Raw genomic sequence first — 15135 nt, 5'->3', positions numbered from 1 at the left:
AGTGAAAGAATGGAAAACGCACTTGTTATTTCGAATGCTGATATTGGTCTGGGGTTCGATTTAATCCTAGGAACTTGGAACAATAGGCTCGAATGCTATCGCCAATATGAACATAATGTCCGCGAAGCATTAGAGGGTGGACTGGGCTTTTCATTGAGCTATATCGAGCATATGAAAGGTGGTGGAGACTGGCTAGCATCAATTCCCAACGAGTATCTCGCTGTGACCCAACCGTATCAAGAATACCAGTTTCAAATGTTGTGGCTGGTGGCAAACAGCGAAGAAGCGGTCGATATTGTCCGTTCACGACCCATCTTGTTGGCAATGCTTTGCAAAGCCTACCCTTTGAATAACAACAAAGCACTGGAAGCACTTAAAGGTGGGCAACGTCATATATTGAAGCATATTGGGTTGAGCGCATCCAAAGGCGCTCTGAGGTTTTTAGGTAAACTTGAACCAGATGCTCAAACGACCAATGGGCTAAATTATGTGATTCAAAAACTGGAACCCACATTCTCAAGATTCATGGCGTTTAAGCATTATAAAAGGGTAAATCTCTCGTCGTTGTCTCTTGACCACAGCTATCCGTTTATTACAGGCACAACGTTAGGGTTGGCATTAGCACATGAGCAAGATGGAGTACGCCAAAGACTAGCGTTTTATTTAAGAGATACCTTGGAACTTGGTCAAGCGATTGGTATTGCAGATCCAGCTCGCTGTGTGGTTGCTCGTAAGTCGTTAGATTCCCTTAGGGAGCTTCATGATGAGTGGGCGTTAAGACGAATAGACCAGGATCTTGTCGCATCGACACCTGAAGACGCCAATTTACCTTATCCGTTATGGTTTAAGGAAACAGAGAATATTAAACAAATTACGAATTACGAAATGCTTTGTTATGAGGCGAGGGAACAGCAACACTGTGTTGCCATTTATCATAGCCGGATTGTACATGGACGGTATGCCGTATTTAGGATGTTGGAGCCAGAACGAATGACAATTGGCGTCGCAATCAGCCCTGGTGTTGATAGCCATTTTCGTCTTGAACAAATCTCGGGATATAAAAATCAACTTCCAGAAGAGGAAACTCGAGCTTTGGTTTATCAATGGTTTGAGGAATGTAAGTCAGCATTAAAATCAAAGCCCGGTACAACTAATCGATGAGATTAACGTCATCTCTATCAATTACAGCCTTTAAAACAAAGGGGGAAGAGTTCGGCTGGTACTGTGCCAGAATTTTGCCCAATTCGGAGTAGTCTTTAAACGACCATTCCGAATTTTGGTTATCGTCGCGAGCAAGGCCTGCGGCACTTACCAACCCAGCTTGATCGGTAATAATATACCTGTCATGCATCTTTACAGAGCCTTTTTGAGGTTGCCAGATATTCACTATGCAATCGTGATGTTGCTTCAAGTGCAGTTTAGCGAGAAAACAGCGCCAATCGTCATAGCGAAAATCTTCTTTATATGGATCCCACTTGCAATTGATGATGATCTTTCCTTTTTGATACTTTCCTCTACGTTCACGAAAACTCTGCGCAACGAGCATTAGCGTATCTTGATACCTTTCCTGGTCTAGGTAGAAGTAGGGGTCGATGATGGTCAGTTTTTTGGCGTAGCTTAAAAACGGTAGAAGAACCCCCTTTAACATGGTGCTCGTAGTAGGTAACTGGATCGAACCGGTGACACCATATTCTTGATAGAGGTTGATATCTTCTAACTCATCGATGTGCTTAGTGTAGTCCGTCGTAGCCGATGAAGCGTAGATGGAGTCGAGATGGCGAATACTATCCACTTGTCTTAAAGCTGCTAGCCACTCCTCTTCAGTTTCAGGGCAGCAACCATCCACTTTTGGATGTGATACCAGTCGGTTTCTTTCTTTAAGCAATGAGAGTGCATCAAGGAGTTTCGCTTTAGGCTTGCCTTCCAATGTGTCAATTTGGCTGTAAATAGCCTTGATCCAGTCATTGCTTTGAACGCCAACGAGAACTCCGCTCACACTAAGCAGCTCTAGCAACCGAGAGGCATCACGCCACAAGTAATCACCAATGACGTCCTGGCTGAAAACTTGCGGAGTGAATGAGACTTCTTTTAACATTATGCAAAGCGCTCCTTGTACCCTTCCTCAAAGAAGCCATTTGGCCATGGGTCGAGTAGGGTGCCATCTTCATCTAGCTCTAGTTCATTCACATAGGTGTGTTCTCCGTTGTGATCAACATAGAGTAAACAGACATCATCCGGAGTTAATGCAAGCGGACTACCTGGTTCCAAATCACCGTTGGCGGTTTCTCGCATGCGGCGCATAATTCTAAGAAGCATGTGCTCGCTATGACTTTCAATAATAAATTCGTTGTCACGCTCGTTTATGCTTTGAATAAAATCATCTGCTATTTCACATTGCATGGCAGGGTGTAAGTGAAGCTCAGGCTGTTCAATGTATATCTTATGTTCTTTATGAACTTTAGAGGCAAGAATAATGGGTAATATTTGCGAAATACCAAGCCCCATCTCCTGTGGGTAGACGATAGTATCATTTTGCATATCTCGAAATGCCAGATTTACAGTACTTTGATTACTTTGAATAGTCTCAATCTGATAACGGTTGTTGATTTTTTTGGGGTCCCTAAGCCAAATGTTAATAGTATCTAAACTCTGTGGTGAAAGTGCAATTTTATGCCATAGTTGGAGACTGTTAGATGCTAAAGATTGACGTCGCCTTTTATGCACTTTTTTAAAGGCATTAAACCAATCAGTGAATAATTGCTCCTTAGCAATTAAGCGTATAAAGAACACTGGAATAAATGATAAGCCTATGCTTCTGCTCATTAATGAGCGTAAATTAAAAATTTTGTTTGTTATTCTTTGTAGCCAACGTATAACCTTGTATATTCTTTTGTCAGAAATTGTAAGCCTTATAAATTTCCTAGCTAAACGGTAGAGTTTTATTTCTCTTAAAGAGTTTATTGAAATCGATTGGCTGTCATGATTCATGCATCCAAATTTGCTGGATATGTGAATGTTGCTTAACTCATCTTTTGTTGGGACATAACGTAAAGGGGAAAAATACTGAACTGCTTCTTCTTTTTTGAAAATATAATTTATTCCAACAAGGGGCTGATATGGGAATGTATTGGTTTTTGGAATTTCACTGAGTATGCTTGATAGTATGTTATTAATGGTGGGGTACATATCTTCAGTAATGAGGGTGTTAACGGTTTGATCTAATTTACTATCTATATCTATATCTATATCTATATCTATATCTATATCTATATCTATATCTATATTTTTTTGAAGTTTAGTTTCCCTAGTTTTTGAAAAATCACCATTGTATGAGAAGCTTAAATCAAAGCTAATGTTAGTATCTAAGTTTAAGATTGATTGTATTCCATCTTTAATAGTTTGGAAGTCGTCTTCAACAAAGTTGATGCCCATATTTGTATCCAAATGGACTTTTGTATTTCTCTTATATTCTTTGAAATCAGAGTGTTTATCCCTTTCAATGATATAAACTATCATTCTTTCTAGAGTGTTAATGTTTTTATTTGTTAAGCAGTTTTTTAATCGATGCTTGCTGATATCAATGCTAGCAATAAACTCTAAGAATTTCCGGTTATTTAAAGCTATATCAACGGATTTACGAAAAGAAAAGGATGAAAACTTTGACTTTAAAACAGATGTGCTATAAATTTTCTGAAGATCCCTTATAAGCTCTAATTCTTTAGTTTTAAACTCTTCTTCATCTAATTTTAGTTCACAAGTTTCCAAAAGATCAGAAAGATGCCACTCAAAGAATTTTAGGTTTATTTCTTTTGGACAGTGGTTACTATGGAGTTTACTATTGACTAAATCGCAAATGTTTATAATGCTGTCTAAGCAAATTTCTTTGTAAAGATTTAACTCAATCATTTTTGGCTGAAAGAAATGTCTATAATTACAAATGTGATGCAATAAAGTATTTCGCAGTGTTCCTGAATCTATAAATTCAACGCAAAATAAAACATTTGAGAATGCATATTTACCACTTTCAATTTCTAGCCCTGACATGATATTTTGGTAATCTTCAAGTGTGAATTCATTTATATCAAAGTTGATTTCTATTAAATCATTTTTTATCGAATATGCTTCATTAAAGAAATGCTTGATAGTGGCTGGAGAGCGATAAGAAAAGTTTAAATTGCAAGTGTTATCGATACTACGTTTGTGAATAAAATTAAACTCTTTTCCTAGTGTTAACTCATCACCAGCAAAATCAGTGCGTTTATGCATCGGTTGAATATTGTTAACCTGATACCCAGCCAACAACATCGCATGCAACAATGAAGACTTACCCACACTATTCGGTCCGTACACGAGTGTAAGCGGTTTACGGTTGATGGTTTGTGGTTTAGGGCCAAAGCTCTTGAAGTTGCTAAAGGTAAAGGTATCGAATGCCATACTAACTTATCATTGTGTTTTTTTGCAGTATGACAAAGCTCATCCTCCGAAACAAGGCGATACCAGTCTAGTTTGATTTCGTAACCTTACGAACTCCGCTCCCACCCATTCACAAATAAGATACCTCTCATCAACAGCAGTTAAGCAACATTCCAGAGGTGATTATATGTGTACACAAGCAAGCTACAGCAAGTATCAACGACGCGTCATTAAGTTTCTTACCGACTACCTAGGAAGCGAAATACCTTTCACCTATGAGAAGGCGCAAAACAACCACTTAAAGGTGTTAATCGAAGGGGTGCCAAAACCCATGTACACGGGTTCGACGCCATCAGACAGTAAATCTCTGAACAACTTCATGGCTGAAGTGAAGCGTGAAGTGAAAGCGAGCCAACAAGAGGAAACTGATGAGGTGATAGTGAGTAAGCCTGCGCTTCCTAACCCAATGCAAGTGTCTCGTGACCGCTTGATTCAAAACACGGTGAAATCGCTTAGAACGCGTCTCGATGCACTTAAATCGAAAGAAGAGGCGTTAGTGCTTGAACATAAAAACGTAGATGTGATCTCCACTCACCGCACCGAGACAGTTAGTCAGGCGCTGTCATTGTCTCTTCAAGCTCGTAAGCAAGGCAGTTACGTTAAATCGAAAGAGATGAGAGTGCTCGAGGATAAAATTGGCAATCATCTGAACTTCATGCTGCCGTCCATAGCGTTTTACGCAGAGCTGCTTGATGCGAAACAGAAGTACAAGAAAGGCGAGATTGAAGATGAACAAAAGGCAGCTCAGCAACCAATCCAAACTAGCAACGTCATTAAGTTGGATGAAAAAGCCGACACAGTGGAAAGCACCACAGTGAAAACGGCAAATGGCCCATGTTTTTCGTTGGAAACAAAAAATAATAGTGAGAGTAAGCAACATGCCAACTCCGCCACCGAACTCATGGGCATGTCGACAAGCAATCGAGTAAGCTTGCTACGACAGCTTACTAAAGCACAAGCGTTGATGTTAATTGATGACTTGAACACTGCGATTGCACAAAACCGAGAGGAGGATATCGCCAAAGTGGTTGCTCTTATCCAAGAGAAAGACCTACCTATAGAAGCCATAATTTCACGTATTGATGCTGCCTAGCGGCATCAGCGTTTTTTCGTCTAGGTTTACGCATGAATTCGGTAATAAACGGTATTATTGAAATTTCAATGTGCAACAAGTGGGGTAGATCATCGAATTGGTCACGAATTTCTGATATAAGACTAAGGATTCATACATGGAGTATCAATGGCTTATGACGACATCTTTAAACTTCGAACTAATACGCGAGCACAATGAAAAACTGGCCAACCTTGGGGGGCTTGCAGAGCAAATACTGCATCTTGATCCAGGTAGCGCCATTACGCGTCTGCGCGGCTTTGCTGAAGAAGTGACAAAAGAGATCTACGCTATTGATGGCTTGCAACGTCCTCCGCAAGCTAACTTTATGGACTTGCTTAAAAACGATGCTTTTATTGATGTTACAGAGTCACGGCTACGTGACCAACTTCATTTTTTAAGAATCGAGGGGAATGAAACAGCTCACGGCGGTGACGGCTCAAGTCGCAAAGCCCATGCTGCGCTCGGTACTGCGCACTCTCTGTCTCAATATCTTGCGATCAACTACTACGGCTTTCAGTTAGCAGATCTGAAAGAGCTTCAATATCCAGACAAACCAGCTTCTTCTGATTTAACCCAGAAACAGTTAGACAAAGTTATTGAAGAAAACCAAAAGCAACAAGAAGCCTTACTTCAAGAACTTGAACGCGAACGTCAAAAGCGAGAAGCTGCCGAAACCAAAGCAGAGCGTACCAAAGAACAGCTTAAACAAGCCAAGTCTCGAAGCCAGCAAACCGCCAATAGTCTACAGTGGGATGAAGATACCACTCGTCAACTGCTCATCGATACACAACTCGCCCAAGCAGGCTGGGACATCAATGACCCAGAAAAAGTGGGTACGGAAATCGAGGTTGAACATCAACCAACGGAGTCTGGCATTGGTTATATAGACTATGTTCTATGGGATGATGACGGTACGCCACTTGCAGTGGTAGAGGCAAAGCGTGCACGCGAACACATGCAGCTAGGTCGTGAGCAAGCTCGCTATTATGCTGAAGGTCTAGCCAAGCAATTCAATTGCCTGACACCCATTGTGTTTTACACCAACGGCTACGAGATCTGTATTTGGGACACCAAGCAATACAATACGTATCGCCAGGTGTTTGGCGTTTACTCTAAAGAAAGCCTGAAATTTCTCCAATACCAGTACCAACATAAAGAGCCAAACCTTGAGCTTCTTAATCCAAATGTCGATATCGCAGGACGACCATATCAAATAGAAGCCATCAAATCGGTCACCAGCCAGTTACAAAATCAGCGAAGAAAAGCATTAATTGTGCAGGCAACTGGAACGGGCAAAACCCGCGTTTCGATAGCCTTGGTAGAACTGCTTCTTCGTTCACGCTGGGTAAAACGCGTTCTGTTTTTATGTGACCGTAAAGAACTGCGTCGACAAGCCGATGGTGCGTTTAAAGATTTCTTATCGAGTGAACCGCGCTGTGTGATTGGTGAGAAGAACAAGATTGATCAATCGGCTCGTGTTTTCGTTTCCACTTATCCTGGGATGATGAACCGCTTCTCACAACTGGATGTGGGCTTTTTCGATTTGATCATCGCGGATGAATCGCACCGCAGTATCTATAATCGCTATCATGATATTTTTGATTACTTTGACGCTATGCAAGTAGGCTTAACGGCTACGCCGGTAAAGTTCATCGCGCGTAATACCTATGACCTCTTTGGTTGCGAAAACGGTGATCCAACCTTTAATTTTGATCTCGCTGAAGCGATTTCCCACGAGCCGCGTTTCCTTAATCCATTTCGTGTAAAAGAATTCACGACCGAGTTCTTACGTGAAGGGATCCACTACAATCAACTAACCCCAGACCAACAGGCACAGCTTGAAGAAGATTTGGGCGAAGAAGAAGCGCAAAACACGACAATCAAAGGCAAAGATATCGGCAAGAAGATATTTAGTGTCGATACGGATAGCGCCATTCTAGAAAACCTCGTTGAGAATGGAATCAAAGATGCGACTAATTCACTCGTGGGTAAGTCCATTATCTTTGCCCAGAACCAAGCGCACGCCGAACAGCTTGAAAAGCTATTTTGTGAAAACCTGTATCCACAATACGGCAGCAAGGTCTGCAAGGTCATTCACAATAAAGTGGATCGCCCTGAGGCTCGTATTGATGAGTTTAAAAACCCCGACAACGATTTTCGTATTGCGATCTCAGTAGACATGATGGATACGGGGATTGATGTACCTGAAGTGGTCAACCTTGTGTTTGCTCGCCCGGTTAAATCGTGGGTAAAGTTTTGGCAGATGATTGGCCGTGGTACACGCTTGTGTGAGGATCTATTTGGACCAGGGAAAGATAAAGAAGAATTCCTGATCTTCGACCATTACGGCAACTTCGAATACTTTGAAGAAGAATACGTTGAGGCTGATACGGGCGTAAGTCGTTCACTATTACAAACCGTATTTGAGGCACGTTTGGCTCTAGCGGACGAAGCGCGTAAAAAAGCCGATGTTGCCGCTTTTGAGCTGGCGTGTGCACAGATGAAAGCCGATATTTGTGATTTACCTGAGGGGGCGATTGCCGTTCGCCGTGAACTTCGTAATGTTAAGCAGCTACAAGAAACGGATCAGCTACTGGAAATGAACGGTGCCACGAGGCATTTGCTAGAAACCACCATAGCGCCTCTCATGGGCTCAAGAACCCTAAAAGATAAAGATGCATCAATGTTAGATCGTCTAATATCTCAAGTTGAAACCGCGCAACTAACCGGCAGCAGCGAGATTGAAAACCTTAAAGCCGATCTGATTTCACGTATCCAAAACCTAGCCGTCACCATTACCGATGTACGCAAGCAAGGTGATGAAATTGCGAAAGTGCAAACTCAAGAATATTGGGACTCACTGTCGTTAGAGCAACTTGAGGCTACCCGTAACAAACTGCGTGGCATCATGAAGTTTAAAAAGAAAGAGATGACGCCGTACGATACGATTCAAACCACAACCACGGAAGATGGTGAGATACGTGAAAAAGATCGTGTCGTGATGATAGGCGATGACAGCGAAGCGATGGTGTACAGAAAACGTCTTAAAGACATTTTAGAAACCATGCTGGCAAGTAACCCTGTACTGCAAAAAATTCACCAAAACCAGCCCGTGACGGAAGAGGAGCTTAAATCACTGACCTCAACCATTTTGACTCAACACCCAGGGGTTGATGCTAATGCACTCAACGCCTTTTATGGTCGAACGCCAGAGCAGCTAAGCCAAACATTGGTGCAGCTGGTGGGGTTAGATGCAGAGCTTGTGAATGAGCGATTTACGACGTTTATGCAAAACCATCAGTTAACCTATCAGCAAACTCAGTTTTTAAACCAGCTCAAACGATTCATTTGCCAAAACGGAAAAATAGAAATAGCGAACCTGTATGAAGGGCAGTTTGAGCGCTTAACCAACGGCGATGGGCTAGAGATATTTAACGATAATGCTGCCAATGAACTAGAAGCGTTAATTGAGCCTTTCACAATTCCACACTAGTCCCAAGTAACTTGGTCAAGCCGATAACAGTGTTGTTTGCACAAAAGCTCGCCGTATTCACCTCAAAAAAGGAGTTCGTAAGGTTACGAACTCCTAATTTATCGGTAAAATCTTATCATTCGTTTTGCTCTCAAGTTTAGAGCGAACAACAGCAGAATGGCGATAACCGCCAACTTAAAGTAAGAGAACATTATGCTAACTGGTCAACTACGTAACGACATCGATGCGCTTTGGGAAAAATTTTGGACAGGCGGGGTCACTAACCCATTAGTGGTGATTGAGCAAATCAGCTATTTGATGTTTTCGCGTATGCTCGACATGCAAGAAACCACGGCAGAGAAAAAGGCAGGTCGTACCGGAAAACCGTTTAATCGTCAGTTCCCGGAAACAACAGAAGGCCAGTTATTGCGTTGGCAGAACTTTAAAAACATGTCGGGTGCCGAGTTATTACCGCATCTACGTAATAACGTGTTTGCTCATTTTTCACAGATTGAACTAAACGGCTCTGACATCGCCCAGTTTATGGCCGATGCCGATGTTGAAATTCGCAGTGAATCCGTACTGCTATCGGCGGTAGAGATGGTCGACAAGCTGCCACTTGAGCAAAGTGATGTAAAAGGTGACATCTACGAATACCTGTTAAGTAAACTCTCTTCTGCAGGCATAAACGGCCAGTTCCGTACGCCGCGCCACATCATTGACATGATGGTTGAAATGATTGATGTGCAGCCAACCGACGTCATTTGTGACCCAGCGTGTGGTACCGCGGGCTTTCTGTCGCGCTCGATGGAATATCTGACTCGCGTGCATAGCTCACCAGAAAGCATTTACCATGATGAAGACGGTAACCCAGTTTACACCGGTGACTTGCTGCACGATTATCAAGACCACATCAACAACAAGATGTTCTGGGGCTTTGATTTTGATAGCACCATGCTTCGCGTATCGGCGATGAACATGCTGCTGCATGGCGTGAGCTCAGCCAATATCACCTACCAAGACAGTTTGAACAAGAACTTTGCGGATGCGCCGCAAGAAGAGAACTTCTTCGACAAAATCCTAGCCAACCCGCCGTTTAAAGGCAGCTTGGACGAACAATCGGTGAACCCGAAAGTGCTTTCTATGGTGAAAACCAAGAAAACCGAGCTTCTGTTCGTGGCACTCATTCTACGAATGCTCAAATTGGGTGGCCGCAGCGCGACCATCGTGCCTGATGGCGTGCTTTTCGGCAGCTCGAAAGCACACAAAGATTTGCGTCAAAAGCTGATTGAAGAAAACCAACTTGAAGCAATGATTTCACTGCCAAGTGGGGTGTTTAAGCCATACGCGGGTGTATCAACCGGTATACTTATCTTCACTAAAGGCGGTAGCACTGACAATGTGATGTTCTATGACATGCAGGCAGATGGTTATTCGCTCGATGATAAGCGTAACCCAATTAAAGACAACGACATTCCAGACGCACTGGCCAAATGGAAGCGTTACAGTGAGCTATACCAAGCCAATGATATTGATGCACTCACCGCTGAGTTTGGTGATAAGACACAGAAAGCCTTTATGGTGTCGGCGGAAGACATTAAAGCGCAAAAGTACGACCTTTCGATCAACCGCTACAAAGAAGTGGTGTACGAGGAAGAAGTGCACCAAGACCCTAAAGTGATTCTTGGCAAGTTGAAAGCGCTTGAGAATGAGATTCTGGCTGACTTGGATGAGTTGGAGGGGATGCTATGAGTTGGCCTTTGGTAGAACTAGCATCCTTAGTTGAAGTTATGCATCAGGGGATTAATACCGCCGCAGATAAAGTTGAATATGTTTCTGATGGTACTCCGATTATTCAGGCTAAACATATTAGCAATGGTTCAGTAGTATTAAATGATACTAGACATTTATCATATGAAGACTGCACAAAATACGAGGGTAAATACAAACCTCAATCGGGAGATCTACTTTTCTCCAATATAGGCAGTATAGGTAAATCTGCAATCGTTACAGAAGAGAATAATTACTTATTTGCATGGAACGTCTTTATTATTCGAGTAAAGAAAGAAGAATTAGACGTTAATTATCTGAAACGCTACTTTGATTATTTACTGCAAATTGGCTTTTATGAACGGAAATTAACAGGTGGAACTGTAAAGTTTGTTAACAAAAAAGTCATGGGTGAAATTGAAATCCCACTCCCACCACTAGCCGAACAAAAGCGCATTGCCGCCATCTTGGACAAAGCGGATGTCATCCGCCAAAAGCGCAAGCAAGCCATCGACCTAGCCGATGAGTTCCTACGCAGTGTCTTTTTGGATATGTTTGGTGACCCGGTGACTAATCCGAAAGGGTTATCACAAGCTAAGTTAACGGAATTTTCTGATGTAATTACCGGATTTGCTTTTAAGAGTGCAGAGTATGTTGAAGATGATAAAGCCAACGTGAGGCTTTGTCGTGGAGCAAATACCTTACCAGGATATTTTGATTGGAAAGATACCGCGTACTGGGATAGTAGGAAACTCAGTGGTATCGAAAATTACAAAATAAATGCTGGTGATGTCATTCTTGCTATGGATCGTCCGTGGATATCTAGTGGTTTGAAAGTGTGTGTGTTTCCAGACAATGAAAGAGATACATACTTAGTACAACGAGTGGCAAGAATGAGACCAAAAAATAGTCTTTATACTGATTACTTGTACTCGAGTATATTGTCAAAGGCTTTCGAGAGACATTGTTGCCCGACAGAGACAACAGTGCCACATATATCTCCTGTCGAGCTGAAAAATTTTAGTTTGCTAATGCCTGACGAAGATCTCTTAAAGAAATATAACGACGCTGTCACTACAGTAAGGAAGTCTAAATCAGCAATGGAAGCAGCATGGCTTGAATCAAATCATATTTTTGATTCTCTTTCCCAAAAAGCCTTCTCTGGCAAACTGTAAACTAAGCCCAAAATAAACCCTCAAAAAAGCAATGCTGAGACTCTTCAGCATTGCTATCAAGAACAAAGACCGTCACTTATTAACTATCCTGTTCGATTAAGGCCTTAAATTACTCAAAGGCTAAGTTACGAACAATGGTCATAAAATCTCGAATTTCCGCAGCTAAAACTAGCATCATATAGAAGAGATGTTGATTGAGAGGATGGAGTTCACATTTTCTGACATTGAGCTGACTTAGTAACGTTATACGGAAAAAATTAAAGCAATAATTATCAGATATTTATTGTCTACCAATTTGTAAAATAAATACTTTGGAGGTCATGCATCTCCCATGTCGATTGTACATTGAATCGAGTTATTGGATACTATGCTGTAATGATATTTTTGTAATTATTGAAGTAAGTATGAACACAAGTAGTATCTTTGCTACCGCTTTAATCCTATTCAGCCCTCTCGCTCAAAGTGCCACTCAAATAGAAGCCCAAGATGCGCCTTTTCATACCGGTGAAACTGTCATTGCATGTGGAGAGCTCGCGCAAACTTCCCGATTTAAACGCGGTGTCTATCTCAATCTTGAAGCTCGATACCCAAAGCAACCATTAACCTTGGTGGTCTGGGAAGATGATCTAACTCAGTTCAACCAGCAACATGGTGATTTAGACAAACTAGTTGGTAAAACGTTATGTGGTAAGGGAACAATCACAGAGTACAAAGGCCGTAGTCAAATGAGTTTGTATAATGCTTACTCGTTGATGGTGAAGTAGCGAGTGAGGCTCTAAGGAGTATGGATGTTTGATGTTGACTATATAGAAGCCTATCTTGAGTACTTCTTCAAAGAAATTATTGGTTTTGAAAAAACTGATAATAAGTATATGCAATTGAAAAATAATGAGTATCTTTCAATTGCTATGGATAAGATTGATAGGCTTACTAGAAAAAATGGCCGACTCAGAACAAGAGTTTGGAGCAATTTCTATTTCATTTTTCATGATGGTGATTTAGACCCTAAATCCGAATACAAACAAAAAGTAAATCAAGTTAAAAATCAATATCCTTTTTTGTTTATAAGGTCGTATGTTTACTTTGTGTTCATCGATTTATCATCCGTCACCCAAAGGGACATATTTAACCAGTCGCAAGTAACACCAAAAACAAAGCACTTCAAGATTTGGGCGTTTAATTCAAAGTATGAAGTTAAGGAAGAAACTCGAAGGAGTAACTTGTTAGGTATAACATTATCTAAGGATGAAATTGTAGATGACTATATATACCTAGCTAACCCTGAGCTTGAATTAAATAGAATGGAGTCGTCTAACTCAGACGCGGTCGACTGCGTGAAAGCATTCACAGGGGATCTTGCACTCTTGCAACAAACGAGTGATATGCTGGAGAAAGTAAGAGAGGATTACCGTGAAGAACAATCTAGAGTAATCGTTGAAGGTCCGGCAAGGAGTGGTAAAACAATCATTGCGGCTTCTCTACTAGGAGAGTTTAAAGACGCAAAATTTTTGTTAATGAACTATTTTTTCTATCAGGCGATTGTAGATGGTTTTCATGCACTTTCTGGCTGGGATGAAGAAGAGATAAATAAACTAGTCAAAAATGATGAACTGGATCTTTGGCTGTATCTTGAAAAGACCATTCCTCATAAATTAAATGCTATTAGGGAAAATTTGAGATACGCTATTAAAGATTATGGTAAGGAGAAAAGCGATAGTAACACTAAGAAGTGGTTAATTGAAAATATAGATGAATTAGCTGAAGCATGTGAGTCTGTTGACTTTGATACTAGAGACTTAAAGGTGTTTAATTCACTAAAAAATCTTAATAAGAAGCTAAAAGAACAAGGTAATAATAGCTCCTTTTCTAATGTAAGCTTCGATGCTTTAAGAAAATTACATGGATTTATCTGTGGAATCACTTCTAATAACTCTAGTACTCTCGTAACGATAACCGAAAACATTTCAAAAGTGATCAAAAATTTGATTGAAAGCTCGGAGCAAAAGTTTTTTCATCATAATATCAATAGCAAAATATCTTCTAAAGTAATTGAAGGTTGCTGGATTGTAAGAGGAAATCCAACCAAGGCTAAGCTATGGACCGATGAGCATAAACCAGAGCTTATCATTTGTGATGAAGTTCAGAGACTTGGTGTGATTGGTAAGTACGGAAATTATGATGAATTTGATGAAACAGCAGCAATAATTGATAATTCTAAACATACTTTCTTTACTGGCGATAACTTTCAAATGCTAAACAAAAAGTATGACAAAGGAATAGAAAAAATTGAAGAGTGTTTACATGGTAAAGGTGAAAGGTTAAAAAAGCATAGGTTGCCTGATTCAGTCGGTGTACCACCGGAAATTGGGATACTGATGAAATATTTAACAAACCCTGAATTAGTAGTTTTTGATGATGTTCTTGAAGTTTGGTTGGAACCAAGACAGTTTGAGTTGGTTCTAATAAATGATAACACTGACACTTTGATCAGCTTATTTGATAGTGATAATTCGCATAAAAAACATATAGCATCTCCTTTAGATAGTGCGTGGACAAACTTCAACGATGACTACGCAATAAAAACCAAGCATCGGGAAAATGACATCATTGAACTAAATAATCATGAAAAGGAACACTTTGCCTATAAGTTCCCCTATTTTTGTAATGAAGAAATAATGCCAAACTATATATTATCTGCATATGAACTCATCTCACGTGAAGTTGAAAGCTTATATGTCAATATCCCAAGCTTTAACAAGTTAATGGGCGAAGATAGACAATGGTTTAATAATCACCTCTATGTATTATTTAGTAGGCCGACTTCTAGGCTAGTTGTTAATTTCAAGTGCATTAATCAATTCTCTAATATAAAAGGGCTAATTGACAGGCTATCAGATCATGGCGCTATGCTGCCCGTTGATTATAGATAATCCGCATAGTTACGATCAGAAGTGATGCGTAACCGGATATGAAGAGAGTGGTCATTATTGACTTTTCATCAATAAGGTAGTCGGTGTTTGAATACTTTTTGTAAGCTTAAGATCACTCTTTGGGGTTGATTAATGAGGTAACCTAACTTCATCACTGTTTATGAAATCAAGCGCCAAGCACCTAAAGCACTTAGCCAAGGA

Annotated in this window: 9 protein-coding genes; 7 read left to right on the top strand and 2 right to left on the bottom strand. The window is 40.8% G+C overall.

Annotated elements, in window-relative coordinates; genetic code table 11:
• Positions 1-9 precede the first annotated feature (9 nt).
• Positions 10-1161: a PcfJ domain-containing protein gene (locus ACJB0T_RS03000; protein ID WP_479292997.1), complete on the top strand. Its 1152-nt coding sequence runs from the start codon at positions 10-12 to the stop codon at positions 1159-1161.
• Here the strand turns inward: ACJB0T_RS03000 and ACJB0T_RS02995 are convergent.
• Both ACJB0T_RS02995 and ACJB0T_RS02990 read right to left on the bottom strand, forming a co-directional pair.
• On the bottom strand, positions 1151-2095 hold the full coding sequence (locus tag ACJB0T_RS02995) for a hypothetical protein (protein ID WP_479292999.1): 945 nt from the start codon (positions 2093-2095) through the stop codon (positions 1151-1153). The two genes, ACJB0T_RS03000 and ACJB0T_RS02995, sit on opposite strands and share 11 nt — an antisense overlap.
• Complete coding sequence (locus ACJB0T_RS02990; RefSeq protein ID WP_479293001.1) at positions 2095-4434, bottom strand: DUF3696 domain-containing protein; 2340 nt, start codon at positions 4432-4434, stop codon at positions 2095-2097. The genes ACJB0T_RS02995 and ACJB0T_RS02990 overlap by 1 nt, the downstream gene beginning before the upstream one ends.
• Before the next feature lie 166 nt (positions 4435-4600).
• Here ACJB0T_RS02990 and ACJB0T_RS02985 point away from each other — a divergent pair, with 166 nt between their 5' ends.
• The 6 genes from ACJB0T_RS02985 to ACJB0T_RS02960 all read left to right on the top strand — a co-directional run bounded on the left by ACJB0T_RS02985 (position 4601) and on the right by ACJB0T_RS02960 (position 14934).
• Complete coding sequence (locus tag ACJB0T_RS02985) at positions 4601-5566, top strand: hypothetical protein (RefSeq protein WP_479293003.1); 966 nt, start codon at positions 4601-4603, stop codon at positions 5564-5566.
• Positions 5567-5702: 136 nt separating this feature from the next.
• On the top strand, positions 5703-9080 hold the full coding sequence (locus tag ACJB0T_RS02980; RefSeq protein ID WP_479293004.1) for a DEAD/DEAH box helicase family protein: 3378 nt from the start codon (positions 5703-5705) through the stop codon (positions 9078-9080).
• Between the two features lie 192 nt (positions 9081-9272).
• Entirely contained in the window at positions 9273-10811 is a 1539-nt protein-coding gene (locus ACJB0T_RS02975) for a type I restriction-modification system subunit M (RefSeq protein ID WP_479293006.1), read from the top strand.
• On the top strand, positions 10808-12004 hold the full coding sequence (locus ACJB0T_RS02970) for a restriction endonuclease subunit S (RefSeq protein WP_479293008.1): 1197 nt from the start codon (positions 10808-10810) through the stop codon (positions 12002-12004). Before ACJB0T_RS02975 ends, ACJB0T_RS02970 begins: the two co-directional genes overlap by 4 nt.
• Before the next feature lie 404 nt (positions 12005-12408).
• Positions 12409-12768, top strand: a complete 360-nt coding sequence (locus ACJB0T_RS02965) for a hypothetical protein (protein ID WP_479293009.1) — start codon at positions 12409-12411, stop codon at positions 12766-12768.
• Positions 12769-12792: 24 nt separating this feature from the next.
• Positions 12793-14934, top strand: coding sequence for a hypothetical protein (locus ACJB0T_RS02960; RefSeq protein WP_479293011.1), 2142 nt, complete (start codon positions 12793-12795; stop codon positions 14932-14934).
• Positions 14935-15135 lie beyond the last annotated feature (201 nt).

The sequence above is a fragment of the Vibrio sp. CB1-5 genome (assembly GCF_059412285.1).
This window is presented reverse-complemented; position numbering and strand designations above follow the sequence as displayed.